The sequence below is a fragment of the Dolichospermum planctonicum genome (assembly GCF_005402965.1).
Taxonomy (GTDB): domain Bacteria; phylum Cyanobacteriota; class Cyanobacteriia; order Cyanobacteriales; family Nostocaceae; genus Dolichospermum; species Dolichospermum planctonicum.
In genome coordinates, this window is record NZ_BJCF01000022.1 from 46,472 (window position 1) to 72,249 (window position 25,778).

Annotated in this window: 22 protein-coding genes; 5 read left to right on the plus strand and 17 right to left on the minus strand. The window is 38.9% G+C overall.

Annotation, left to right across the window (positions count from 1 at the left end; translation table 11 throughout):
- Positions 1-2 precede the first annotated feature (2 nt).
- The 3 genes from scpB to FFO06_RS11340 all read right to left on the minus strand — a co-directional run bounded on the left by scpB (position 3) and on the right by FFO06_RS11340 (position 1,660).
- Positions 3-542, minus strand: a complete 540-nt coding sequence (gene scpB / locus FFO06_RS11330) for an SMC-Scp complex subunit ScpB (RefSeq protein ID WP_137908134.1) — start codon at positions 540-542, stop codon at positions 3-5.
- 76 nt (positions 543-618) lie between these two features.
- Positions 619-1,296 (minus strand): 2-C-methyl-D-erythritol 4-phosphate cytidylyltransferase, encoded by a 678-nt coding sequence (ispD, locus tag FFO06_RS11335; RefSeq protein ID WP_137908135.1) that lies wholly within the window; start codon positions 1,294-1,296, stop codon positions 619-621.
- A 118-nt stretch (positions 1,297-1,414) separates the two neighbouring features.
- Positions 1,415-1,660 carry a hypothetical protein gene (locus tag FFO06_RS11340; RefSeq protein ID WP_137908154.1) on the minus strand — a complete coding sequence of 82 codons (246 nt, stop codon included), beginning with the start codon at positions 1,658-1,660 and terminating at the stop codon, positions 1,415-1,417.
- 82 nt (positions 1,661-1,742) lie between these two features.
- Here FFO06_RS11340 and FFO06_RS11345 point away from each other — a divergent pair, with 82 nt between their 5' ends.
- From FFO06_RS11345 to FFO06_RS11360, 4 genes are all read left to right on the plus strand, one after another.
- Entirely contained in the window at positions 1,743-2,345 is a 603-nt protein-coding gene (locus FFO06_RS11345) for a DUF3318 domain-containing protein (RefSeq protein WP_137908155.1), read from the plus strand.
- 149 nt (positions 2,346-2,494) lie between these two features.
- Entirely contained in the window at positions 2,495-3,469 is a 975-nt protein-coding gene (locus FFO06_RS11350; protein ID WP_137908156.1) for an Npun_F2552 family protein, read from the plus strand.
- Positions 3,470-3,737: 268 nt separating this feature from the next.
- Positions 3,738-3,875 carry a helix-turn-helix domain-containing protein gene (locus FFO06_RS11355; protein WP_236097129.1) on the plus strand — a complete coding sequence of 46 codons (138 nt, stop codon included), beginning with the start codon at positions 3,738-3,740 and terminating at the stop codon, positions 3,873-3,875.
- A 70-nt stretch (positions 3,876-3,945) separates the two neighbouring features.
- Complete coding sequence (locus FFO06_RS11360) at positions 3,946-4,881, plus strand: LysR family transcriptional regulator (RefSeq protein ID WP_137908136.1); 936 nt, start codon at positions 3,946-3,948, stop codon at positions 4,879-4,881.
- Here the strand turns inward: FFO06_RS11360 and FFO06_RS11365 are convergent.
- The 4 genes from FFO06_RS11365 to FFO06_RS11385 all read right to left on the minus strand — a co-directional run bounded on the left by FFO06_RS11365 (position 4,878) and on the right by FFO06_RS11385 (position 11,372).
- Positions 4,878-7,232: a DUF3769 domain-containing protein gene (locus FFO06_RS11365; RefSeq protein ID WP_137908137.1), complete on the minus strand. Its 2,355-nt coding sequence runs from the start codon at positions 7,230-7,232 to the stop codon at positions 4,878-4,880. The two genes, FFO06_RS11360 and FFO06_RS11365, sit on opposite strands and share 4 nt — an antisense overlap.
- 106 nt (positions 7,233-7,338) lie before the next feature.
- Positions 7,339-7,455, minus strand: coding sequence for a photosystem II reaction center protein I (locus tag FFO06_RS11370; protein WP_071604835.1), 117 nt, complete (start codon positions 7,453-7,455; stop codon positions 7,339-7,341).
- A gap of 914 nt (positions 7,456-8,369) precedes the next feature.
- Complete coding sequence (locus FFO06_RS11375; protein ID WP_137908138.1) at positions 8,370-9,293, minus strand: DUF4351 domain-containing protein; 924 nt, start codon at positions 9,291-9,293, stop codon at positions 8,370-8,372.
- A gap of 678 nt (positions 9,294-9,971) precedes the next feature.
- Complete coding sequence (locus FFO06_RS11385) at positions 9,972-11,372, minus strand: ABC transporter substrate-binding protein (protein WP_137908140.1); 1,401 nt, start codon at positions 11,370-11,372, stop codon at positions 9,972-9,974.
- 287 nt (positions 11,373-11,659) lie between these two features.
- On the opposite strand from FFO06_RS11385, the gene glgP reads away from it, so the two are divergent.
- The gene (gene glgP, locus FFO06_RS11390; RefSeq protein ID WP_137908141.1) at positions 11,660-14,224 is read left to right on the plus strand and encodes an alpha-glucan family phosphorylase; all 2,565 of its coding nucleotides are present in this window, start codon (positions 11,660-11,662) and stop codon (positions 14,222-14,224) included.
- A gap of 149 nt (positions 14,225-14,373) precedes the next feature.
- Here the strand turns inward: glgP and FFO06_RS11395 are convergent, their stop codons facing one another.
- From FFO06_RS11395 to FFO06_RS11435, 10 genes are all read right to left on the minus strand, one after another.
- Positions 14,374-14,763 (minus strand): hypothetical protein, encoded by a 390-nt coding sequence (locus FFO06_RS11395; RefSeq protein ID WP_137908142.1) that lies wholly within the window; start codon positions 14,761-14,763, stop codon positions 14,374-14,376.
- Positions 14,764-14,829: 66 nt separating this feature from the next.
- Positions 14,830-15,480: a methyltransferase family protein gene (locus FFO06_RS11400; protein ID WP_137908143.1), complete on the minus strand. Its 651-nt coding sequence runs from the start codon at positions 15,478-15,480 to the stop codon at positions 14,830-14,832.
- Between the two features lie 282 nt (positions 15,481-15,762).
- Complete coding sequence (locus tag FFO06_RS11405) at positions 15,763-18,672, minus strand: ATP-binding protein (RefSeq protein ID WP_137908144.1); 2,910 nt, start codon at positions 18,670-18,672, stop codon at positions 15,763-15,765.
- Positions 18,673-18,675: 3 nt separating this feature from the next.
- Positions 18,676-19,182 (minus strand): PIN domain-containing protein, encoded by a 507-nt coding sequence (locus FFO06_RS11410; RefSeq protein WP_236097130.1) that lies wholly within the window; start codon positions 19,180-19,182, stop codon positions 18,676-18,678.
- Complete coding sequence (locus FFO06_RS11415; RefSeq protein ID WP_137908145.1) at positions 19,175-19,426, minus strand: UPF0175 family protein; 252 nt, start codon at positions 19,424-19,426, stop codon at positions 19,175-19,177. Before FFO06_RS11415 ends, FFO06_RS11410 begins: the two co-directional genes overlap by 8 nt.
- Positions 19,419-19,574 (minus strand): hypothetical protein, encoded by a 156-nt coding sequence (locus FFO06_RS21180; RefSeq protein ID WP_162501193.1) that lies wholly within the window; start codon positions 19,572-19,574, stop codon positions 19,419-19,421. Before FFO06_RS21180 ends, FFO06_RS11415 begins: the two co-directional genes overlap by 8 nt.
- Positions 19,575-19,736: 162 nt before the next feature.
- The gene (locus FFO06_RS21955) at positions 19,737-20,120 is read right to left on the minus strand and encodes a hypothetical protein (protein WP_236097131.1); all 384 of its coding nucleotides are present in this window, start codon (positions 20,118-20,120) and stop codon (positions 19,737-19,739) included.
- Between the two features lie 207 nt (positions 20,121-20,327).
- Entirely contained in the window at positions 20,328-21,773 is a 1,446-nt protein-coding gene (locus FFO06_RS11425) for an addiction module component (protein ID WP_137908146.1), read from the minus strand.
- A 233-nt stretch (positions 21,774-22,006) separates the two neighbouring features.
- Entirely contained in the window at positions 22,007-22,591 is a 585-nt protein-coding gene (locus tag FFO06_RS11430; protein WP_137908147.1) for a hypothetical protein, read from the minus strand.
- The gene (locus FFO06_RS11435) at positions 22,588-25,641 is read right to left on the minus strand and encodes a DUF1156 domain-containing protein (RefSeq protein ID WP_137908148.1); all 3,054 of its coding nucleotides are present in this window, start codon (positions 25,639-25,641) and stop codon (positions 22,588-22,590) included. Before FFO06_RS11435 ends, FFO06_RS11430 begins: the two co-directional genes overlap by 4 nt.
- Positions 25,642-25,778: the final 137 nt, after the last annotated feature.

Consider the following 25,778-nt stretch of genomic DNA (forward strand, 5'->3'; position numbering starts at 1 on the left):
TCCTAATGGCTGGGACTATCCTCTAAATTCAGTTCTAGTTGTTGTTCTTTTTCTGGAGTTGTCAAAATTTGAGGAAGTTGTTCGATTTGGAAATATTGATGAAATTTTGCCGTTATTTGCAGGGAGTAGGAACGAGAATCACTTTCTCGGCGTTTGCGAACAAAACCAGATTCTACTAATTCTTGAACGTGCTGATAAGCACCAGAACCACGAATGTTAATTAATTCGCTTTGTAATATGGGATTATGAAGAGCGATCGCTGCTAATGTTCTTAAAGCCCCTACGCCCAATTCTACTGGTATCAGAACTTGTACTAAATCATGAAAATCTGAGCGCAGTTGTAAACTATAACCATGTTCAGTTTCTACGACTTCTAAAGCCGTATCCCGTCGGGCATAATTCTCAATTAGTTCGATAACCCCCGCTTCTGCTCTAGGGCGATCGCACTTGGCATATTCAGCAATTTCACTGATAGATAAGGGTTTACCTTTTAAATAAAGAATCGCTTCTATCGTTGTGGCTATAGATATATTCTTGACCATTCAGAATTTTAGATTTTAGATTTGGGATTTTAGATTTGTAAATTAGTCACTAAAAAAAACTCTTACCTCTTGCCTGCTACCTATGACTAAGTATAAATTCAGCGATCGCTAGATCTTGAGGAGTGGTAATTTTCAAGTTAGTCTCCTCCCCAGGAACTATTCGCACTTCCAGACCGCATTTTTCAAACAAAGCCGCATCATCGGTAACTTCCCAACCTTGACGTACACCTTCAGCATGACAATGTTTTAACAAATTAACATCAAACCCCTGGGGAGTTTGAGCCGCCCATAATTGCTTACGCTCTGGTGTGCTTGTAATAATACCATTTTCATCAACAACTTTAATCGTATCTTTAACAGGTACAGCCGCAATTAAACCAGAACAATTTAGAATTGCGTCCGAACAAACATCAAATAAATTTGGTGTTACTAAACAACGAGCGCCATCATGAATTAATACTTGTCCCGCATTAGTTGGGAATGCCTGTAAACCATTATAAACAGACTCCTGACGAGTAGAACCACCAGGAATTAATGCTATTGTTTTTTTCAGCTTTAAGTCAGCGATAATGGATTTAAAATCATCCCAATCGGGTGGTTGGGAAACAATTCCTATCCAACTAATAGAACTTGCGGCTTCTGCGGCTAACAAAGTCCAAGCAATCAAAGGTTTTGAACGTACCTGTAATAAAAGTTTATTACGGTTCGCGCCCATTCTTTTGCCACTTCCGGCTGCGGGAATTAGTAAATGCACAACTTTCCTAAATATTTAACTAATAGATTAAATTTAGATTAAATTAAAATGTTGCATTAAAGTCTTAGTTAAGATAGATCCCCGACTGCCTTGAGAAGTCGGGGATATCAGATAAAAATCATTTTTCCGCAGATAAATTTGTTGGTGGCCGATCATTACTCCAAGCCCACCAGACATAACCGCAATGACAATGATAAAATTCTTGCCATTTACGCAGACGATCTGCGGTAGTTACAGGCGATCGCCTATTTAACCACACATTAACAGCCTCTCGACTACTGGCGTGGCATTTGGGACAATGAAACTGATAGGCGTGAGTTGCCTGATTTGTCCATTCTGGGGGATGAGGATCAAAAGCGTCCATATAAATATAAAGTGATAAAGTGTAATAAAGTGTAATCTTAATAGCCACGGAATATAGATAATTATGACTAATAATGGATGCTATGGAGCCAAATATTGAAATTCGTCGTTTATTGGATGTCATGCCTGCTTCTGGGCGAATGATGACGAAAATCGTCAGTAAACCAGAACAAAAACAGGTAATAGATGCTGCTTTTCCCCTGCCTTTGAGTCAATCAAGACCGATATATATTAATTTCGATTTGTGGCGACGGTTAACAAGACCCCAACGGGATTTACTGCTATTGCAGATGGTTTGCTGGTTAACAGGGGTAAAATGGTTACAACCCAATATTTATCAAGGAGTAGTTTTAGCGGGGTTTATGGGGGGAATATTGGAGGCGGTGCAGTCTGATGTAGTAGGTATGGTAATATCTGGGGGATTAACTGCTTTAGCTGCCATACAGATTTGGCGCATGAATAGATCTCAGGAATCAAAATTAAATGCTGATATAGCGGCTATTCGTATTGCCCAAAGACGAGGTTATTCAGAAACCGAAGCCGCCGAACATTTGTTAACAGCCATTGAAGCTGTAGCAAAAATAGAAGAGCGTTCTGGACTGAATTTTAGTGAATTAATTCGTTGTCAAAACTTGAAAGTAATCGCCGGTTTATCGCCAGTTGGTATTCCTAAAAACTATCAATAGAACAAGTATTAACGATTTTCTGTCACTATTTAGATAAATAATTTTCAGTTGTTGTAGTCATGGAATTGATGAAGCCGGGAACATTGATTTTATGGCCATTTGCTTTATATTATGATCATGTCACCAAATTATTACGCATATTATTACCCATGCAAACCCCAAAACCATCTGTTAGTCTAATTCGTGCCAAATCCTACGAACAAGAAGCTTTAAAAGAATCTTTGGAAATACTGCTAGAACCTTTGGGGGGAATGGCTGCCTTTGTGAAACCAGGAAATCGGGTTTTACTCAAACCTAACCTGCTCACAGGTTCTCGGCCTACAAAAGAATGTACCACACGACCAGAATTAGTCCGTGCTGTTGCTGAAATGGTAATTGCAGTTGGTGGAAACCCATTTTTAGGGGATAGTCCTGCTTTTGGTAGTGCTAAAGGTGTAGCAATAGCCAATGGTTTATTACCAATTTTAGCAGAACTGAATTTACCACTTGTTGAATTTCATGGCCAACGTTATCAAACAGTAAATGACAATTTCAATCACTTACTTTTATCAAAAGAAGCAATGTCAGCAGACGTGGTTATTAACCTTCCCAAAGTTAAATCTCATCTGCAATTAACCCTAACATTGGGAGTAAAAAATCTGTTTGGTTGTGTTCCTGGTAAAATGAAAGCCTGGTGGCATCTAGAAGCTGGTAAAGATGCTAATAAATTCGGTGAAATGTTAGTAGAAACTGCCAGAGCAATTAATCCCACTTTAACAATTTTGGATGGTATTATTGGTCATGAAGGTAATGGACCTAGTGCCGGAGAACCTCGAAACTTAGAAATTTTAGCAGCTTCTAGTAATGTCTTTGCTTTAGATAGAGCAATGTTAGAAATTCTCCAAGTTGCACCGGCACAAGTTCCCACAGTTGCAGCCTCTCAAAGATTAGGAATATGTCCAGAGTTAAATGATATTCACTTTCCTAATTTATCACCTGATTTACTACAAATTACAGATTGGCAATTACCCGACAAATTAATGCCTATAGATTTTGCCATGCCCCGTGTGATTAAATCTACCTTTAGACATCTTTACATCCGATTTATCAAAGAACCCATGAGTGCTTATATAAAAACTCCTTAGTATCATTGAATTGAGTTTTAACTCTGGGAGTATCTAAATAAGATACAAACTGTCTGAGTTTATGCAGTATGCTCCACTCATTCGTACTAAAATCTATTGTAGTGGAGTATTTTTATGCTTATCAATATACATACAGCAAGCCCTATGTATTTTAACTATCAGATAGGGTTGGAAACTGCAACTTAAATTCTAACCAGATGTAAACAAACTTACCAGAATGTACTTTAATAGATTAAATAGTAGTAATCAAAGCATTGGAGGTCGAACAATGTTGCTTAGTTTCAAGACTGCGCTCACCCCAAATAAGCAACAAGTTACAGCTTTTCGCAAAGCTTCTGGAGTAGCTAGACACGCCTACAATTGGGCAAATGCTCAAATTTATTTTATACAATATTTGTATAAATAACACTTAAAAAAAATTTGTTGCTACGTAATACTGTAGTATATATATAAATTGTTATCAGAGGGGAATAACCTTGAACCAAGCGACATTGCACCAGTTGAAGGTGTTCGAGGCTGCGGCACGGCATGGTAGTTTTACACGCGCTGCGGAGGAGTTGTTTTTGACTCAACCTACCATATCCATGCAAATCAAACAGCTAACTAAATCAGTGGGTTTGCCATTATTTGAGCAGGTAGGAAAGCGTTTATACTTGACAGAAGCGGGACGGGAATTATTTGCTACTTGTCGGCAAATTTTTGAGACTATGGACAAGTTTCAAATGACCATTGCCAATTTAAAAGGATTAAAACAAGGACAATTAAAACTGGCGGTAATTACTACTGCTAAGTATATTATACCTAGATTGTTGGGTCCTTTTTGTCAGCTTTACCCCGGTATTGATATTTCTCTCCAGGTCACAAATCATGAACTGATTTTAGATCGGATGATGAATAATTTAGACGACATATATATTATGAGTCAAATTCCCGATCATTTTGATGTCAATTTCCAGCCATTTCTAGAAAACCCGCTGGTAGTTTTTGCACCCGCAGATCATCCCTTAGCAAAGGAAAAAAATATTCCTATTGAACGTTTGGGTGAAGAACGGTTTATTATGCGTGAACCGGGTTCAGGGACTCGCAGCGCTGTCCAAACTCTGTTTGAGAAACATGGGGTCAAGGTCAAAGTTAAGTTGGAGTTGGGAAGTAATGAAGCGATTAAACAAGCTATTGCTGGTGGCTTAGGTATTTCTGTATTATCCCGTCATACATTATTAACCGAAACTACGGAATTTAGCATTTTAGATGTCCAATACTTTCCAATTAAACGGGATTGGTATATGGTTTATCCTGCTGGTAAGCAGTTATCTATTATTGCTCACACCTATTATGAGTATCTTTTAGATGCAGCGAAGAAAATTACCGAAAAAGGTGGTTTAATTCCCGATTATAGTTCCGCTGAAGCTTAATTTTCCTCACCGACTACACCACCAACCACTGGTTTAACTTGTCCATTAGCAAATGGATCTGTACCACCAGTCCAATTAAAATCACTGATACGGATACTAAAACCACCTAATTGCAGCACTGGATTATAACGAAGGGTGATACCATGAGTCCGACGGCTATATTCTAATGTATAATCGGTGCTGATCTCTTTCCATGTATCTAGGTTAATGGATGTTTGTAAACCTAAGCGAATAGGTCCATAAACTTGCTGAGAAATACCAGTGCTGAGAACTTTGTTATCAACTGAACGGTCAAAAAGAAAGGGTGATAAACCGCTATTAGTGCCTTGGGAGTAACTGACGTTAAAGCCAGTATAATCTAAGAAAGGACGGGAAAAATGGCCAATTTGGCCGATTAAACCAATAGTACCAGTGACAGTGCCTTGGTTATCACCACTACTATAATAACTAGTAGTTCCTGTGATACCAGCGATCGCTTGTAAATACGGTACTACAGGATTAGATGTATATTTTAATCCCTCCTTGGCAGTAGCTGCTAAGGGTTTCCCAGTCCACAATTTGATCCCACTACTCAATGCTACACTACCTTGGAAACGCCCTAGAGAAATGCGATCATTTTTGCGTAGTGGTGAGAGTAAATCCTGACGATCTGTGTTAGAATTTATATACTGTGCGCCACCCTGATAACTAATATTTATACCGCTTTTTCCCAAAGGAATCCTAGGAGAAGTAATAATTCCACCAATACTACTCTGTACAGTTTGATACCCTAGACTACCATTGTAAAGGCGATCGCGGTAACTAGACTCTAAACTTAATGTATAAGGCTTGACATTACCCAAACTTTGGCGTAATCGCAAACTCCCGCGTAAAGTATCTTCCACCTGATCAAAATCAAAACTAGTTAACTCTCCCGTACCCTCCACAACAGTTTTAGGACTCAAAACAGCATTCAGTTTAGTATTTACACCAAACAAATTAGCTACATTACCACCATTTTCTACAGCCCTTTGTACATAAAACTGGGGTGTAATAGTCCAGCGAGTCTGATCATTATCAATTGGTTCAAAAGCGCGTTCTATAAACAAACCACCGCGTTTACCATTATCAAAACCCACAGAAACAATAGTGGGATTTACCTGTCGTGGCCGACGATCTATTTTGCGACTATTCACAGGAATAGGAACAACGACCTTTTGATCAAAAACTAACCGTTGACCCTGGGTAGTCACCCTATCTATTAAAGGTGCTTCTCGCGTCACAGTCACCTTAGCCGCCCTGATTTCCAATTCCGGGGGTGAAAAAGGGTCATTAGTAATTCTCACATCTTGAGCTTGAAAACCACGGGGATAAAATTCGATATATTGGGCTTCAAATCGTAACCGCTTGAGGACACCACCAGATTTAGGTACAGAAACATTTCGCGCGTCTGATTGACCACTAACACCAAATTCTATCCCTCCGGGACTATTAACACCAGTTAGAGGTTGATTAGCGCGAAGCCGATAACTCAAAGGGCGACTAGGTACACCACCTGCGGTAATATCTGTAGGGAGACTTGGGGAAAAAGCAAAATCCGTTGCGGTGGTAGGGATATAAAGTTCACCTTTACCGTTTTCTAGATTACCACTATCTTGAATAAAATTATAAGTAAAACGTCGTCCTTGGAATACCTGATTACCCCTGGTTAAAGCCACATTACCCTCCCCCACCGCCATCAAATTATCTAAATTGATATGTAGGGTATCAGCATCAATTACCGCACCATCAAACCTGACTACTACATTACCCTCAGCCGTGACAATTCGCCTTTCTTGATCATACTCTTGGCGATCGGCAATTACCTCCACAATTCTTGTTTTTTGCGGTGATATTTTCGTCGTTTCTGAAATTTGCGGTAACGGGGGAACTGCTAAATTATCAGGTTTTGACTGATCTTGAGGATGACGCAGTTTAAATTCAATCAGATTTTGTACTGGTAACGATGGTGTCTTTTCACCAACCAATAGATCAACCTTTCTCCCTGATTCCTGTAAATTTACGTAATTTTTTTCTACCGGGGGTGTTGATGTTCCTGTTAAAACCTGCTGTCCGGCTATAATATAAATAATTTTGCGTTTTTGACCTTGAATTATGGAAAATTCCCCACCTGAGTTTTCTAGTCGGGATAAGGGAGAATCGTTGACTGGCTTGGTAGTTGATTGATACCGATCTTGTTGATTTTTACCATCGATGATCAGTTTTTGTTGATCATTTTTTACCTTAATAACAGCAGTAGCAGCGAGATCAGAAACAGGTTTTGACGATACAAGATTTGGCGGTGGTTGAGGTGGAAGGGCTGGATGAAACATATTTTGAGGCAATTAAGCTGATCAAAAAGCAAAAAATAGCCGGAAGGTTGAATTACATATTAGCCTGTTTCTACCCTCCGGCCACTAGGAGTGATTTGTTGTATATTTATTCTGAGTCTTGACGACCGGGGTTACGGGCTGGGTCATTAGACAAAAACCCGAAGATGAAGATACTCACAAACAAGCCGACAACGATATAAACAGCAATTTTTAAACTCAACATAGAACTAACTCCCGGAGGTTTGGTAAATAGCAACTAATTTATCTTACCTATATCTTGTACCTTTGGCGAGGGAATAGGAACAGCAGTTCCGCAGGTTGGGTAGAACGAAGTGAAACCCCAATATTAAATGTCATATACTTATAGACTGTGTTGGGTTTCGTACTTTAACATTAAATGTCATATACTTATAGACTGTGTTGGGTTTCGTACCTCAACATTACAGCAGTTCCCGATCTTATGAAGTACAAATATTAATAATAAAACTCTTGTGGTGCGGGCAAGATGCCCGCACAAGGTGTACCTCACTCAAAGCTACTTGCTGTAAATGTCATATAGTTATAGACTGTGTTGGGTTTCGTACCTCAACCCAACCTACAAATTAAAATGGTTGATAACAAAAAATTGTCGTTATAGCACTCTTGCAAGGGTGAAGAAGTTTTCAATCATGTTACTTTTCGGCGTTGTTGATTTGAGGTATGATTTTTGATGATTTCAAAACCCTTGTAGAGACGTTCCTCATGTAGGGATTCTCGTCTCTACACCTAAATTCATACCTGGTTTCAGCAACGCCTACTTTTCTTTACAGAGTTTGGTTTTATTGTGTTAACCTACTTGTCTATATGTCGAAACTGTTACATCAGGATTATTAATGGTTTTTAACGCCATTCTATTCCTCGATTGTTTCGATATGTATATTAAAGCTAAGATGGGAATGGTGGGTAATATAGCGCCTGGGCGGTTTTCCAGAGTTTAACAATATTTGGTTGTAAGATAGTTCTTCCTTATCGAGTCTATGATAACAAATTCAAAATCAATTGTCAAGCCCCTAATCCCAATTTTCGGCGGGAAAAATCAAAAAGTTTTCAATTCTTCATAAAGTCATGAAAACATCATAAACGGTCTTTTGAAAAAGATTAGCTAACAGATTGTAACCAAGTTTGTAAATCTGTAACTGAGGTAAAATCTAACAAGGCTTCTCCTAATTCCTCTAGTTGTGCAACAGGTAATTTTTGGACTTGTTGAATCAATGATGAGTCCATTGTACCAATGCGGCGATTTAACTGACGGATAATCAGAAGTTGTTCTCCTTGTTGTAGGCCTCGTTGTTCTCCTTCTTGTAGTCCTTCTTGTCTAGCGAGTTCTCGCTCTTGTTGATAAAGTGGTGCTAATCTCATAATCAACTCCCTATCTTCTGCTTCTATTTCTGGACTTTGATTTATTCTCAAGTTCTGTTGCAGGTTGTACAGTAATTCTAATGTGATTTTCACATAAGGCTGATTTGATGGTAACGCAGCTAATTCATCAATTGCTCGTTTTTGTACCGTTCCTCTGCCCAAAAGTCTTAACCACAATGTTTCTGGAATAGGTGGTAATTGATGAATGACAATAATTGCTGCGCGGAAAGACTCTGGTAAATAGTATATTCCTGGTAAAGAATCTGATTCCAATATACCATGAAATCCTGATAGCAGTTTCTTAGACGCTGTGGGTGTGAGAATCCATAATTTAGGAAAATTACTTTCTGCTATTTTGGTTGCATTACGTTTTGCTTCTCGTTTTAATGCACCTCTAACTTCTAATGATTTTAATAGACAATCACATATTTCTTCTGTTGAGGCTGGGTTGCGAAATGGTTCAAATATGGCTAGTGTGGTGGCTAGTTTACCTAATAACCCTAATGATGCTATATCCGCTTTTTGTTCAGGAAATGGTGTAAATAATACATCTATTTCTCGTACTTCTCCAGATACATGACTGGGTGCTTCTACTTTTCCATAAGGTTTTAGCAGTTCTTCTAAATAATCTTTGGCGAATTGGTCATGTATAAATCTCGTCATTTATTTGACCTTTACTAATACATACAGCACTATAAGAGTGTTATGAGGTACATATTTAGCGGGCAAGATGCCCGCACCACAAGAGTTTCATGATTCAACTTTGTACCTCATCAGAGCGGAAAACGCTGTATATTAATTTAACATTTTTGGGGTAATGGCGATCGCTCAAACTAAACAAGGTGCGTTACTAATTCCTCCAGTTGAACAACCGGTAATTTTTGAACCAAATGTTGATTTTGGCGTTGGGAACTTGGGTCGCTTGCTGGGTAAGGGTTTCGGGGGTTTTTTCCCGCTCTCGATTGGTGGTTTTACCACTTTTTTTCCTGACATAAGGCTAACGCCACGCTTCGCTGTCGGAAACTGTCTCTAGACACTTTGCCGGGTAAGGGTTTAAAATTGAGGGGTTCCCACTCGCTGGGGACATTAATTGAATGGAAACAATCGTCTATTTGATTGTTAATGTCTATTGTTTGTTTGTCCCCACTCGCTGGGGACATTAATTCAATGGAAAACCGCCTAGGGGCGAACGGCAGGAAAGCCCCTGCTGGGGATATTAATTGAATGGAAACAATTCTTAATAAAGTTATGAAAACATGATCAAAAAAGTCCCGCAGGTTGGGTAGAACGCAGTCAAACCCAAGCAACAAATTGAAATGGTTAATAACATCATCTCACTATTTATTTTCCCTGCAAGGGGAAAAAGTCATAGTTAGCAGTTGAGTTTTTACTTGGTTGCACTTTGACTAATATTGCCTTACCCTTAATATCACCAGATTCTTGAAATTCAATCTTGCCTGTAGCACCATTGACAAAGAAATCTGGACTATGTAGCACCTTTTGTAATGCTTCACGGGTATAACCTTGTTGTAAACCTTTAGCGATCGCCATAGTTGCATCATAGGCTGTTGCTGAACGCCAATTCACAGTTCCTCCCCAAAGTTTTCTAGCTTTTTCAGGAAAAGGATTACCAGAAATGGCCTTTGGATGCCAAGGTACAGTAATAACCATACCGTTAATATCAGATTTCCCCGATTTTAATGTTTGAAAGGTGTATAATGTCGGACTACCAAACAGCGCTAACTTACCTTGATTTGCTGCTGCTAGTTCTAAAGCCCGGTTAATTCTACCAACATAGGGAGCTAATACCAACCCATCAGCACCACTACTAATTAATTGAGAAATTATGGTAGTAGAGTTAAAATCAGGAGCGGAAAAATCGCACTTGGTGGGATTAATTTTACCACCACCAGCTACGATATTTTTGGCGTACTCATCCTTAAAAGATTGATTATCAATAGATTTGGAATCTAAACACAAAGCAATATTAGTTTTACGGGCGGTTTTTAAGGTATAAACAGCCAGAGGTTCGGCCTGGGAACTAATATTGGGGACCGTGCGAAATATATAGCTACCAATACCAGAGAGATTTTGAGCGAAACTAGTAGGAGAAATCATCACTAGTCCTCCCTGCTGATATATTGGTGCAGCCGCAATAGAAGCATTACTAGCGTTATGTCCAACTATAGCCAGAATACTGGAATCATAGACAAAATGCGTCGCTATTTTTTGGGTTTGGGTGGGATCATTATCATCATTAGCGATCGCTACTTGCAAAAATTTACCATTAATGCCACTATTACGATTTACCTCATCTTGAGCCTGAGCCACACCCCGCAGAATCTCCTTGGCTACATTTAGATTTCCGCCGATGGGTACACTCACGGCAATTTTGATATATTTACTACTATTGTCCAGGGAGTTATTGAGATAAATCAAACTTTCTGGATCATTTTGATTTTGGCGCAAAGATGCTTGAAAATTGCTTCTAGCATTATCAAAATTACCCTGAGCAAAGGCTTGTACTCCTCTTTCCTTATCAGAGTTGATTTGATCAGTAATTAAAATCTTCTCACCTAAACTGATTCGCCCTGGTTTAGAATCGGAATCAGGAGAAACATTAGCTTCTTTCTCAAAAACGCGAGGTGTGAATTGATTCCACAACCAAAAGCCCAAGCCCAGCAACGCGGTCGTAAACAGCAGGGAAAGAATTAGCAGTTTTGTTTCATTTTGATGATTCATAATCGCTTTTTAGCTATGTTTTGGATTTATATTTCAGTGCATACCGCTATGTTGCCATTTTGCCTATATAAACAGCACATAATTAAATTTTAGTAAAATTTTGGTAAAACCAGTACAAACCCAGTAGACTCAGACAAGCTATAAGTGTAATGTTTATTCAGCAATTCAATAATTATCAATTCTTAACAAAGTCATCGAAAGTTGACAAATATAGTATAAAGAGTTGGCAACATTAAGTAAAAACAGTAAACAATAACCATAGCCGCACAAATAAGTTTTTTTAAACCATGCAGCCAATTCGCACTTTTAACGTATCTCCTTCACTACCTTCCAGACTAGAACCCCTGCGGAAACTAGCTTATAATCTCCATTTTGATTGGAATGTGGAGAGTAAAGACCTATTTCGCCGTTTAGACCCCGATTTATGGGAATCAAGCCACCATAACCCAGTATTAATGTTGGGAACTATCAGCCAAAAGCGATTATTAGAAGTTGTCGAAGATGACGGCTTTTTAGCGCAAGTAGACCGAGCAGCCCGGCAATTAGAAGATTATTTGCAGGAGCGGACTTGGTATAAAAAACAAAGAGAGCAGCCGCAAAAAGAATGTTACGCCTATTTTTCCGCTGAATTTGGCCTAGTAGATTGCTTACCTGTCTATTCCGGTGGTTTAGGTGTCCTCGCAGGAGATCATCTTAAATCAGCTAGTGATTTGGGATTACCGCTAGTGGGCGTAGGTTTACTGTATCAACAGGGCTACTTTGCTCAGTATCTCAATGCAGATGGTTGGCAGCAGGAACGCTATCCCATCAATGACTTCTATAATATGCCTTTGCATTTGGAGCGCAATGCCGATGGTTCAGAATTACGAATTGCGGTAGACTACCCAGGACGCAAGGTATATGCACGAGTATGGCGTGTGCAAGTGGGAACAGTCCCCTTGTATATGCTTGATACCAATATCGAACCTAACAAGGCTTATGACCATGATATCACCGACCAATTGTATGGTGGTGATATAGATATGCGTATCCACCAGGAAATTATGCTGGGCATAGGTGGTGTGCAAATGCTCAAGGCCTTGGGTTATGAAGTGACTGCTTACCACATGAATGAAGGCCATGCTGCTTTCTCGGCTTTGGAACGCATTCGCATTCTCATTCAAGAAGCCGGACTAAATTACAGACAAGCTAGACAGGTGGTATGTTCTAGTAATATTTTCACTACTCACACACCAGTCCCCGCAGGTATTGATTTATTTTCTCCTGATAAGATATTGCATTATTTGGGCTATTATGCAGATATCTTTGGTTTACCCAAGGAGCAGTTTTTAGGTCTGGGACGAGAAAATACTGGTGATTTGTCGAGTCCCTTCAGTATGGCAGTATTAGCCCTGAAAATGGCAACATTCTCTAACGGTGTAGCACAATTACATGGCGTTGTTTCCCGACAAATGTTCCAAGGCTTGTGGCAAAAAGTTCCTGTGGACGAAGTGCCAATTACCGCTATTACTAACGGTGTTCATGCCCGTAGTTGTGTAGCTAAATCTACTCAAGAATTGTACGATCGCTATCTTGGTCCAAATTGGTCATCAGCACCAGCAGATAACCAATTATGGGAACGAATGGATGCAATTCCCGACGAAGAATTGTGGCGGAATCATGAACGCTGCCGTTTGGATATGGTATTGTACGTTAGGGAACATTTAGTTAAACATCTGCGCGATCGCGGTGCATCTGCCTCCGATATTGCCCAAGCCCAGGAAGTGCTTGACCCTAACGTTTTAACAATTGGGTTTGCTCGTCGCTTTGCTACTTATAAACGCGCTACCTTATGGATGCGTGATTTAGACCGCATTAAACGAATCTTATTGAGTAACAAAAACCGCAAAGTCCAGTTTGTAATTGCGGGGAAAGCTCACCCCAAAGATATCCCTGGTAAAGAATTGATTCGGGATATCAATCACTTTATCCGGGAACACCATTTAGAAAAACAGGTAGTATTTGTTCCCAACTACGATATTCACATCGCCCGTTTAATGGTAGCAGGTTGTGATATTTGGTTAAATACTCCCCGTCGTCCTAGAGAAGCCTCCGGTACAAGTGGTATGAAAGCCGCTATGAATGGACTACCCAATTTAAGTGTACTTGATGGTTGGTGGGATGAAGCAGATTATGTCCGCACCGGGTGGGCTATTGGCCACGGAGAAAATTACGAAGATCCTAATTACCAAGATGAAATAGAAGCTAACGCCCTTTATGAGTTACTAGAAAAGGAAGTTATCCCCTTATTCTATGATCATCGTGATGGTGATGGCTTACCTCGTCCTTGGGTAGCAAAAATGAAAGATGCAATTCGCTTGAATTGTCCATTTTTTAATACAGCCCGGATGGTGCGAGAATATGCAGTCAGAGCCTATTTCCCAGCCAGCGATCGCTATCATACCTTAACTGTTGACAATTATGTCCCAGCCAAGGAATTAGCGGCTTGGAAGGCGAAATTAGGCGAACACTGGTTTAGTATCAGAATTAAGGATCTTGAGGTATCCGCAGCATCAGACATTAAAGTTAATCAAACCGTAGCCGTCAAAGCTAAAGTTGATTTAGCAACTTTGAGTAACGATGATGTACAAGTAGAACTATATCAAGGTTCTATAGATGCCCATGGGGATATTGTTAATGCTGTACCTGTAGTAATGGATTATCAAGGGCAAAACCCAGAGAATTTAAGTGTTTATACAGCAAATATCACTTACACCACCTCTGGTTTACAAGGCTTGTCTTTGCGCGTCTTACCTCGCAATAAATACCTTTCTAGTCCTTACGAACCCAGATTAATCGCTTGGGCTGAATAAGCACATAATGTAGAGATGTTATATAAAACGTCTCTACAAAAACTGTTAAACATTAGCACGTAAATTTAACCAATAGTTTTTAACCAATAGTTTTTAACCAAAACTTTTTAACTCAATGTAAATTCAGGTAATATTTAATCAAAAAAACTCTACTTTTTCACAGATTGAAGTAAACGATTTAAGATGATTTTACCTTGGGAATCAATTACCTGAACACGAATAAATTTGGGATCACTTGGTTTCCAAATTACTTGATATTTTGTACCATTATTATTCCAAGTGTATATTTGACGTTGTTTAGTTCCAGAAGCGACAGCACCAGATAAACTGATATTAGAATTACTTTTACGGTTTTCGCCATAATAGTAATAAGAATTATTTGTAAAACCTAAAGTCACAGTCCAATCTTTATCCGTAAATTCACCCGCTGGATAATCAAACTTTTTCACAGCCATAGCTTGATTAGGAATGGCCATATCAATAATTGCAGGTGTAGAAATTCCCAAAATTGTTGATAAAATGATAGCTTTGTAGTTCATAATCTTTGCTTTGACAAATCTTAAGTTATCTGATTGTGTGTTTACTAGCAAGCAAAATCATTTACATTATGCTGTAGTTTCTTCTTCCTGAGAAATTCTAGAATTAAATAACTTAGGGAAGAACAAACCAGAGTTTTCTTTGTATTCCGCAAACTCAGGATATCGAGATAAAGATTTATCTTTTTTCAGCATATTGGGAACAAAGATCATGGCTATGAATAACCCCTGAATCAAGAAAGGTAGCCAATGTTGAGTTAATATAGAAAAAGCCAGATAAATCAACACTTCTCCCAAGTAATTAGGATTACGACATTTAGCAAAAAAACCTTCTGTAATTAATCCAGTTTTATGCTTAAGAGTATAGTATTTTTGGGCATCACTAGCAAAATGTAAAAATACCCCAGTGATATTCAAAGCAATAGCAGCAGCTACTAATGGTAAAGGTGGAACAGTACCACTACTAATGAGAATAAATGGCGCTACCCAGTACAAACAAAGTATAAAAAAGTTAATAATTCCTTGAGAAGTGGGAATTTCCTGCTCCCATTGCTTATCTGGAAATATGCTATCTTTTATTAACCAAAGAAAACCATAAGTACCGTGAAGGGAAAGATAAACCCAAGCTCCAATAGTAAAATTGTGGTATAAAACCATTAATCCTAATACGATAGCAAATGTTAGACCTTTGTGAAAATTAATGGGATGCTTTATTTTCATATTTTAGTTTTTGTTGATTTCCTGTAGACTGGTGTTATCCTTAAAAGTTAAGGACGGAATCTACCATGAAAGTAGCAGGAAACGAACAAAGGAAAATCCTCAATTGGGATGAATTGAGATTAGTGTTTGATAAGGGTTTGACTAACCCACGCGACATAATCAAACATGATTTCTGGACATTGTGCTTTGTTAATTTTATGGTCTAAGTATATCAGGGGTTTTAGGTGTTATTTAGTATTAATTTATCAAACGAAGTCTAAGAGAGCCAGTAAAATTTGCATTTTAGTGATTGTCATCTATATCAGTCTTAACATCATTATTTAGTCCTAATTCAGCCAGTGCAACTTTAGTTTCCTCAATCTTTGGGGTAGCTATTTCTCCCTCTACTAAAACCTCCACTTTTAATGTTAATTTCAAATCTTTGGTGGTTGCAAATTTAGATACAACTTTCGTGTAAAAATTCATCCATTTTTGCGGTGTAATTACACCACTCCACTTTAATATTTTTGGTAATACAACTGGGGTTATCATCTCAGGTTCATCTTTTGGTTCTGGTTCATCTTGTGATTTTTTCCTATGACTATCAGAGGGCGTAGGTTTCTCTCCTAGAGTATTTGGAACCGCTGTAAAACCACTTTTATTATTATCTGGGTTGTTAGTAGTAGTTTCCCCAGTTTCTGGTGGTGTTGATGGCTTTTGGGGAATAGAAACACTTGCAGCTAAAGCTGTTTGATAAGCTTCTGCTGTTTCTTTAGTAATGATAAACATATCCTCAGAAATTTCTACATCTTTCACAGAAAAATCACATTGAAAATAAAAAGGTTCATAACCATTATTACTTTTACCAACATAAGCTAAAGTTCCCTCCTTGACACCGCGAGATATAGCATCTTTGACGGACTGACTATTCACATCACTATTTAACAGTCTGGGAAACAGTGGAGATGCAAAAAAAGCATCGCGGACAGCTTTGGTACTCCACTCTGTAAATGCAGGTGGCCAATTTCTACTTAAAAAGCGCGGGTTAATACTATCAATAACGTCATCACTTTGACGTAAACGATTAATAATTAAACCTACTAATGTAGTAGATTTAGATTGAGTAGAGTTTACTTGACCCAAATCATTTACACGGATTTTGTTATCTTTCCCTAATAAAGCCACAAATTTATAAGCATTCCAGACGCTTTCTTTTAAATTAGATTCACATTTTCTCAAATTTTCCTCTAACTGACGTTTTTGGTTTTCATCTAATCTTTCTTTTTCCTCATCGTTAATATCTTCCCATGCTAAAACTTTTCTCGCTTCCTCTCTTAACCTGGTATCAGTATCAGCAACAGCCCAAATTATGGCACTTTTAAATGTTCTGTCTGATGTACCACATTCTTTAGTCATAGACTCCATCTTTTTTAAAGTCTGATTATCTTGTAGAGAATGTTCTGGTGCTAATATAGCTAAAGTTAAAACAGGACGATTAGAAATCGTCCCAGAACTTTCTGGAAAATAAGTTAATTGTATTCCTGGATGAGAAGTAAAAACTGTTTGAATTTCGGCTTTTACTCTTTCTGTAATTCTTGATGATTGGACATTGGCACGACGATCCGCTAAAATCTTATTTAAATTAGGTGATATACTAAAACGATATTTATTTTTTTCTATTGACAAATAATAACAATCTGTAGCCAATGTCTCTAAAACTGTTTCTACATTGCCAATATCTAAAGATGGTTCTGCCACTGCTAACCGAATTTCTGGGATAGTAGATTCAGCCCGTAAAATACCACCATTAGATTCAAAAAATATGCTAGTTGTAACTTTACGGTGCAGTCGTGCTTTTTTAATTTGCTCATCAGCTTCCGCATCCAAACGCACTGCATGGGAATCCTTTTTACCACAAATATCCGTTGTGACAGCACCTTCTAATCTATTTTCGCCTAATTGTCCAAAAACAGCAACGCGAAATTGTGGGTCATCTAGTGGTGCAGTTCCTAACGTAATTAAAGGATCACGGTGTGCGCCTTGATATCCTTCTTTATAGGCATGAGACACCCACAAAGCTAATAAACGCAATACTCCCCTAGTCCGTTGGAAGCGGGGTAAAACTTGCCATTTGCGCTCAAATACTGATAATACTGAAGGATGAAAAGGATAGGTAGCATAAAAGGCTTCACGGGGATTATTCAGGGGAAACCAACTAGGTAGTTGTTGGCGGTTATCTAGTACCCAGTCAGCGTATTCATTGCAAGTGGCGATCGCATCTTTTGGTAACATAATCCTACCGTCAGCAGTTACAGCCCCAGTATCCCATTCAAAGAGTCTTCTTCTAATAATTTCTGAAGTTTCCGCTTCTGCTGACATCATAATAGGTTTACCCACCCGATCCAGCATTTTTTTAAATCTTTGTTCATCCCCTTCATCAGCTGAAGTGTATTCCATTTCTGAAGCAGGAATGGAAACTACTAACACCACATTATCTGAACCTCTAGCGGTTTCTGATAATGCTTGAATGAAATTATATAAACTATTGTGATAACCATCTTTTCGATATGTACTCACATAGTTGATAATTTCATCCATTAATATTAAACAGGGTTTATCTTTGGGCAGAAATTGTTTAATCACATCGCCTTTAGGTTCAGTAAATCTTCGCTCATGTTCTGCTAATATAGCTAAGGCATTTTCTCCACCTAATTGATAAGCAATTTCTCCCCAGGGTGTTTTCCGTAATGGTATACCATCAACTCCACCACGGCCATGAATAGAATCAAATTCAGTGCCGACAAACACGGCTACTGCTGCTTCTGGAACGGAAGAAATACCAGCTTTTTGTAATATCTTTTGTACACCAGTCCAATTATTAGCAATAGCACCACCTTTAGCTAGATGATAGAGTAAGGTTAAAGCGTGGGTTTTACCACCACCAAATTGAGTCGAGAGATTAAAAATAGCAGAGGTTTCTGTTTTTTCACCAGATAAACGCCGCACAACTTGGGCGGAAAATTCAGTTAAATATTTAGTTAAATAAGTACGGTCAAAAAACCTTTCTGGTTGTTGATAGTCAGCAGGTGCTTTTTGATTTCTGACTTGATCTAAATGTACTGCAAATTCCGCAGCATCTAAGGGTTTACAGTCCCGGAGGTCTTGGCGGGGTGTTAGTCCATCAATTTTATACCAAGGTTTAATAACTGCCATTGTTTATTCCCCTACTAATGTCAATGCTTGATTTATCACTTTGTCAGATAAGTACATTCCACGGAGGCGCAGTTGTTCTAAAACTGGGCGTGCAGATGGAATTATCCCTCGTTGTTTAGCTGTAAGAACTATACCTAAAGTTCCCCGGATGGGAATGCCTAAAGCTGTTGCACAACGACGGGCTGCTAAATCGTCAATAATTACCTCAGTGCCAGGATTTACATAAGCCCAAGTTAAAACCGCAGATTCACCAGCCCCTAAATCCCAAGTTTGAATGATGCCAGGTACAGAAGGTGTTTCTTTCACTACCAACCAGTAGGTTTTAGCAAGAGTAAATGCGGTAATGTCTGTTTCTCCATAGGCCTGAATTTCAGTGGACACTGCTTGAGGAACAATGATTTCCGGGCTGACTATCTGCAATAAATGGAGAAAACCACCTTTGGTCAAAAAAATTAGAGGAGAGGTGTTAATTGCAGGTTTAATGGCTTTACTAGGCAATTTGTCAGTCACGGGCTAATTCCTGTTCTAAATCATCAAAATCTACAGAAAACACATCCACTTGTTCACGGGCTAGGGCTGCAAGAAAGTCGCGGCGGTTTAAATCGGCAATTTGTGCGGCCTTTTCTTGGGAAATTTCCGCTTTTTGATACCAATATATAGCGGCTGCTAGGCGCATATCACGTACAAAGTCATCTGGAGAAAGACGACGGGCGGAAAATACTTCTGGGGGTAAGTTTAGGTTGATTTTAGTCATAAGTTTTAGGGTGCTGGGTGTGGGAGTACGGAGTGTGAGCGTAATTTTTATTTTCCATAGTTAGGCTTTGTGCTAGTAATTGAATTATGTAAAGTTTATCGTTGGGGGAAAGTTGCAGGAGTTGTTGTTCAAGTTCTGGAATAACCATAATTTTGGTAGTGTGAAAGTGTGGGGTGTAAGAAAAGAGAATTTAATCTAAATTCAAATATAATTTAATAGCCGCGTTAACTAATTCCATTAATTCTGTACTCAAATTACCTATAGCATCTCCTGATATTCGTTGTTTAGAAATTGGTTAGCAAAGTAAATTTCACCACGTTTCATCTGTGAGTCCATCCCCAATAGTTATTTCCCAAGTTGGGTCATTTTCTGCTGATGCTTCTCGATATGCTTTTTCTAATTCTTCGGCTACTTCAGCTAAGGGAGATTGACGGAAAAATTCGGAAAGTTTACATTGATCTAGATTTTTTGATAAATCTCTTGGTAGCTGTAGATTATCTGCTGTTGGTGTTTCAGAATTAATTTGATCTATAAAATTTAACAAAGATGGAAAATCAGAATTATGAGAATTATTTTTACCCTTTATCTCTTGATTTGCTCTGGATTTAATAAACAGTAGAAAGTCTAAAACTTCTCTGATTAATATATCAGGTGTTTGGGATATTTCATTGATTAGTTGTTCTCTGATAGACATTTATTTTCTCCTTTAGATTTTCAATGTTGGGTTTCACTGTGTTCAACCCAACCTACGTACTTGTATAAATTAACCATACTATAGCTTAACTATTATAGTACGTTTTAGGGTTTAATCACCAATAATATTGATTGTAAAAATAATCATGTTGTAGGGGTTTAGCAGTGAGATACACAACTAACGTAGTTAAACCTTGGTCAAACAGTGTCAATTGCTGATAGTTGGCTCTCTGATTGACCTGACTTCAGGTTCTAGAGTCTGGGGCTTATCCTTGCCCGTTATCGCTTCGGTCTCAATCAAGGAATCCCGAAACTTCTGACTTCTTTCTAACAAGATTTTCTTCACATCGGAATGTTTCATATATCGAGTGATTTCAACATCACTCATTCTTGCTAGAATATTGTCAGCAGCGTTAGTATCTGAGTGCATTACGACCCCATCGTGTCCGGTAAACTTGTCACCATTTCTACTACCCGTTAAGGTAGCAAATCTGGAGTCAAGTTGTGACGTATACGCACAATTTACACTAACAACCGTGCAACCTACACGGGTTGAAACTTGTTTGAGAGCATCCGCAACTACCCCCTTGCACCATGAAGAAACATTTCTCTTCATGCGTTTTCGCAAGGGCTTTTTGCTTTTTATTGCTTCTGTCAAATCTTCAAAAGCTACCTTGATTGCATTTAACATCAAGTCATGGGTAGCTGTAAAAACTATTGTTTGAATCCTACCTTTAAAGGATGTTTCTCGGTTATTCCACTTGATTTTACCGAGGTTATTCCGTTTGATTCTATCAGCTTTGGCACTGTTCCCTTTGGCAATAGACTTGTCAAAAACTGATTTGATTTTGTTGCGTTTAACTTGTTTCGCTGTTCTGTAATCAGTTTCTTCTGTTTGGATTTTACCGAAATTATTACCCAAAAATCTAGCACCATCGTTAGATGATGTAGCATAAACTTCTGTATAACCTCTGTCACAGCCAATTATTTTACCTTCGGTCTTTTTTTCGGCTTTTTGAATATCGGTTGTGTAATGTATTTCCCATCTACCATTGCGCTTGATTAACCTTAACTGACATTTTACTTCTGTCGGTAAAGTCGTTGGCAACTTCAGATTTTTACCCTTTGTGAGTCCACCGAAACGCAGCCACACCACACCTTTATTATCTAATTTAGTATCAAAAGCCCTAAGAATAATTTGGTTGCCAACTTTCGTATGACCTCGATACCAAAACTTTCTCACCAAGGTGCAAAGTTTGGGATGATTCAACCATTCACGGCTTTCTAATGTAAGTTGTAAAACCCCTTTTTTGGACTGGAAGGATTGGAACGATTGACCTAGGGATTTCATCACTTTTTCGATGCAAGCAGCCTGAACCAAATGGATATCATCAATTACATCATAAAGGGTTGAATCCCATAACTTAGCAGGTAATTGGTACTTGTCTTTAGATGTGCGTAGCTGTTTGTCAATTTCAAATTTAGAAATACCCCAAGCCTTTAACGAGCCGAACTCATTCCACAAGTCAGAGCGTAGTTGTCCTAAACGCAAAGCAATTAAATCAAGTTCGTTAGATTTCCAAGTATTTAGTTTTTTAGTCCCTAAAATGGCGATTCTCGTAACGGTTAACTGATTTTTAACTTTGAGTTTCATAGTCTAGACTGCACTACCTTCTATTAAATCACATTGGCTACTATTTGGCTCATAAATATTTTGTTCTTCGGCTATTTTTTCCCTAAGTCAGCCCCCTCAAGCGGTTGTCTTGGGGTGATAGTCGAATTGCTTATAAACTTGTTCTGGAGTTAGGTATTTCATCTCGCGTTTAAATACGATTAACCCCAATATACTACGTTATTCTGAGATTAAATCCCAAGACTATTCCTATATTATAGGATGCTAAAGTTGCCAGTATTTGTTTCTAACTGCCACCATTTAAAAAACCCGTAGGGAAAGGTAGCAGAATCATCTCGACTACCTACTACTATAATGGTTTCACCGTCAAGTTTCATTCTGTCTGTTAAACTCATAGCTTGCAGCACTTCATCGCGTAAAAAACTAATTAGGTGAGCGCGTTCTTCTGCACTGCGACGGTAGCAAAAGACTATTCTTAAATCTGCACGCACGCATAATACTTTCCAAAGCGAGTAGGCACTGCGGTTAATATCTTTACTATTTTCTAATTCCATGACCGCAATAGGAAACCGCCAGCTTGTATTACCAGATGCAAAAGACATGACATCTAAAGCTAAGTATTCACTGGGAGATACAGGAAACAAGCCTAGTGGATGTCCTTTAGCGGAGGAATGCCAACCCATTGCTGTAGAAGTTGAGACAACGGTAGTGGTTAAAGCGGTTGTCCATTGACCAAGTTGTCCTTTTAAAGCTGCTTGTTTTAACGGGTCAGCATTTTCAGGTTTTTGTAGGGTTTGCCAGAATCTAGCTTGCCACTGGGAGGCGATATTTTGCATCATGAGAATCCTAGTCCTTTCTTTCTGGCTAATACCCCATCTACCCAGCGTTTTTCCTCTGTACCAGTGGGATATAATGCCGATAATGCCTGAGCAAGTCCCCAAAAGCGTTGGTCTTTTCCTGCTCCTTCATCTACTAAAAAGCGTTTTAGGGCTTCGCTACGTCCGGCAGCAAATAAAATCATACTTTGGTGAATACAGTCTAGTGTGGTGTTACCTAGTTGGGGTAGGTTTTTTTCACCCCAGTCTGTATCTTCTTCTGTTTCCGTGATACCTAACACTGCGAATAAGTTGAGTTGTTCAGGTTCTTTCTTTTTGCCTTTTTTACCTTTGGTTTTGCTGGGGGTTTGGGCTTCTTCTTTGCCAAATAAATATTCGATACGTTCTGATACAGGTAAAAGTCTGGCGGTGCTGCCTTTGACCTCTACTAAGCGGGTAAGTTGTTCTAAATGTGCGCCTAGTCCTTGGGCTATTTTCCGGGCTGCGTCATATTCTAGGGTGTAACCGCTGGTTTTAGTGGTTTTGCTGCTGGTTTCGTCGTCGTCTTCGTCGTCGGTTTCTGATTCGTTGGTTTCGTTGTTGTCAATGCTACCTGTGGAAAGTGTCCATAACCATATAGCAGTGAGGCGGGCATCTTCTTCAAAGCTGGTGGTATCGGCGTTAGAGAATATCATACTCAATGCTTCTTTGGAAACTGCCGCCCAAACGTATTCTAGGTATTCTTTGAGGGTGACAAGTTCGCCGGAGGCTTTTTCTACGCTAGAGTAGCGGGAGAAGATTTCTAAAGCCGGTCCTAAGCAAGCAAAGATGGCATCTGCACCGACTACGCCTTCTGATGCTAGTCTGGGCATCCATTCATGGATACGCTGGGGCAGTTCTTGGAGTACGTCGCGCCAGTCGCCAATTTCGTTAGAGTCGCGGGGACGGCAGACTATGTGGACTGATGAGGCAAGGGCGGCTGTACCCATTGCGTTCATTCTAGTTCCCATTTCTGTATCAATAGCCCATGAACCTGTTATTGTCCAACCTGCATCCACCATTGCTTGTAGTTGTGCTTCCCAGCCAGATGTAGATTTATGGGCAAAAACAATTACCCCAATTCCTTCTGAGGATAAAATACGACATCCTTCCGCCATTGCTTTTCCCATTTGGCGCTCAAAATAGGCTTTATCTTTTCCCTGAGTTGGATTTACAATACATTCTTCTTCTTTAGGGGTTAATTCATCATTAAAAGGAATCCCAATAGTTTTAGGCAGTGTCCGTTTTAACCACACATAGAAAAAGTCGGACAAATCAGAATATTCAATACTGTCATAATATGGAGGATCTGTAATTAATGCTTGAATAAAATTATCGGGTAATGGGTGATTTGTTGCACTTGACTGTTGGGTTTGTCCTATTATTTCATTATCGGTAGTACAATTAGTTTCACATACACCTAAAACCCATTGCAAAGCACCATCTAAACCACCTGTAGCACCAGAAAATGAGTTAGCTTCGGCAATATCCCAAACCATTGGTATTGCTTGCCTTGCAAAAAGTCCTTCAATGTTTTCTCGTGTTGTATGCCAACGTGATAAAGATGTTAATGTATTGGCTTGTCTATCAATTGCTAAACTTAAACAAGTTTGCACAGCATCAGCTAAACCCTTATTTTTACTATCTGCTAACTTTTCTCCCACATCTTTAACCAATTTCACCAAAGTAGTTAAAGCTAAATTTTGACGATGGGTAAATAATTCTCCGAATTGACTGATTCCGTAAGACTCTAAACGAAAACTTCTGCTTTGAGGAGGTACTGGTTCATCAGGAATTAAACTTAAATCTCCAGTATGTTCATTAACCCTTTTTTCTAACTCAATACTTGCTTGTTTAATAGCTTCTAAATCCTGTGCATTAGGCAACCGATAAAACCTTCCTTGTTGACTTGTTCTAGTCGTCACCACACAGTATAATCTCGCATCATTAGCCCCACCTTGACGGGCTTTAAATTGTGTTCTCACCGAAGCCACAGGAGTAGTATAACCACAACAGGGACAAGTGGCAGAACCTCTTTTGACAGTACCATCAAAACTAGGATTTTTTACTTCTATTTCTGGGTGATCACTAACTACCCATTTACTCTTTTGCTTTTCTATAATTTCAAAATCTACCCGCTTTTCTTCCGGTTGAGGAATTATCCTTAAACCAATATTGCGATTACTTTTTTTACACAACCACAAGGATGATCTTAACGGCACTTCCGCACCACATCCTGGACCTTCACAAATAATAGTCCGCGCCCATAAATAAGCTATTGGGGTACTACCATCAGCATCTTTTGGATAAAATTGGGCTAACTCTTTTTCTGCTTCTTCCTTTACCCATTGTCCCCATTTTCGCACTTCATCCGCTAACTGTTGCCCATATTTGGGAATATATTCTAAAACCACTTTATTTAACAACACCGCCACCGGGTTAATATCAGAAGCAAAAGCATCCGCACCCACTCGCAACGCTTCCAAGGGAATAGAACCACCACCAGCAAAAGGGTCAACTACTAAGGGTTTTGTTCCTGGTATTCCTCCTAATGCTTCATGGGCTGCTTGAGTTAAATTCCGACTGGTTTCTAAATAATCAGCTTGGGTAGAGTTATCCCAATTGGCAAAATCAGCAATAAAATCTAGTAAGCTATTTCTTAATATATTCCAGTGTTGAATATTATTACCATCTAATTGATTTTCTAGTTTAGCTAAAACTTGCCATTTACTCCAAACTTCTGTAGAACAATGTTTAGATAATTCTTTATCTGTTGCTGCTTTTTTCGCAAAATTATTAATATATTCTGTAGCTAAATCCCGAAAAGATTGGGGACAGTTTTCATCAACAGGGTCAGGCCATAAAGTCGCACACATTACAGCCCGACATACTCCTAAAGGTTTCCGCGACCACCAAATATGTAAGGTAGAAATATGCCCATGTCTGATGGATTTCTCCCGTCTTGCGTGGGCGGAAATGCGTTTAATGGGTAGGTCAACTTCGATGAGGCGTTTAGGGTATTTGGTGGTATTCATGGTCAGAATTAGGATTAGAGGATTTACAGGATTGTTGTTTATCAGTTGTCTGTGAGTTAATCACATTTTATTTGTCAGAATCAGGATGTCCAGGATTTAAGGATTTACAGGATTGTTGTTTATCAGTTGTCTGTGAG

Excerpts from the sequence above, each read along its gene's own strand:
- FFO06_RS11395 (WP_137908142.1), bottom strand. The coding sequence starts at position 14,763 with ATGAACTACAAAGCTATCATTTTATCAACAATTTTGGGAATTTCTACA.
- FFO06_RS11370 (WP_071604835.1), bottom strand. The coding sequence starts at position 7,455 with ATGTTGAGTTTAAAAATTGCTGTTTATATCGTTGTCGGCTTGTTTGTG.
- FFO06_RS11385 (WP_137908140.1), bottom strand. The coding sequence starts at position 11,372 with ATGAATCATCAAAATGAAACAAAACTGCTAATTCTTTCCCTGCTGTTT.
- glgP (WP_137908141.1), top strand. The coding sequence starts at position 11,660 with ATGCAGCCAATTCGCACTTTTAACGTATCTCCTTCACTACCTTCCAGA.
- FFO06_RS11405 (WP_137908144.1), bottom strand. The coding sequence starts at position 18,672 with ATGGCAGTTATTAAACCTTGGTATAAAATTGATGGACTAACACCCCGC.
- FFO06_RS11435 (WP_137908148.1), bottom strand. The coding sequence starts at position 25,641 with ATGAATACCACCAAATACCCTAAACGCCTCATCGAAGTTGACCTACCC.
- FFO06_RS11345 (WP_137908155.1), top strand. The coding sequence starts at position 1,743 with ATGGAGCCAAATATTGAAATTCGTCGTTTATTGGATGTCATGCCTGCT.
- FFO06_RS11400 (WP_137908143.1), bottom strand. The coding sequence starts at position 15,480 with ATGAAAATAAAGCATCCCATTAATTTTCACAAAGGTCTAACATTTGCT.
- FFO06_RS21955 (WP_236097131.1), bottom strand. The coding sequence starts at position 20,120 with ATGTCTATCAGAGAACAACTAATCAATGAAATATCCCAAACACCTGAT.
- FFO06_RS11375 (WP_137908138.1), bottom strand. The coding sequence starts at position 9,293 with ATGACGAGATTTATACATGACCAATTCGCCAAAGATTATTTAGAAGAA.
- FFO06_RS21180 (WP_162501193.1), bottom strand. The coding sequence starts at position 19,574 with ATGGTTATTCCAGAACTTGAACAACAACTCCTGCAACTTTCCCCCAAC.
- FFO06_RS11430 (WP_137908147.1), bottom strand. The coding sequence starts at position 22,591 with ATGATGCAAAATATCGCCTCCCAGTGGCAAGCTAGATTCTGGCAAACC.
- FFO06_RS11340 (WP_137908154.1), bottom strand. The coding sequence starts at position 1,660 with ATGGACGCTTTTGATCCTCATCCCCCAGAATGGACAAATCAGGCAACT.
- scpB (WP_137908134.1), bottom strand. The coding sequence starts at position 542 with ATGGTCAAGAATATATCTATAGCCACAACGATAGAAGCGATTCTTTAT.
- FFO06_RS11355 (WP_236097129.1), top strand. The coding sequence starts at position 3,738 with ATGTTGCTTAGTTTCAAGACTGCGCTCACCCCAAATAAGCAACAAGTT.
- FFO06_RS11350 (WP_137908156.1), top strand. The coding sequence starts at position 2,495 with ATGCAAACCCCAAAACCATCTGTTAGTCTAATTCGTGCCAAATCCTAC.
- FFO06_RS11415 (WP_137908145.1), bottom strand. The coding sequence starts at position 19,426 with ATGACTAAAATCAACCTAAACTTACCCCCAGAAGTATTTTCCGCCCGT.
- FFO06_RS11425 (WP_137908146.1), bottom strand. The coding sequence starts at position 21,773 with ATGAAACTCAAAGTTAAAAATCAGTTAACCGTTACGAGAATCGCCATT.
- FFO06_RS11365 (WP_137908137.1), bottom strand. The coding sequence starts at position 7,232 with ATGTTTCATCCAGCCCTTCCACCTCAACCACCGCCAAATCTTGTATCG.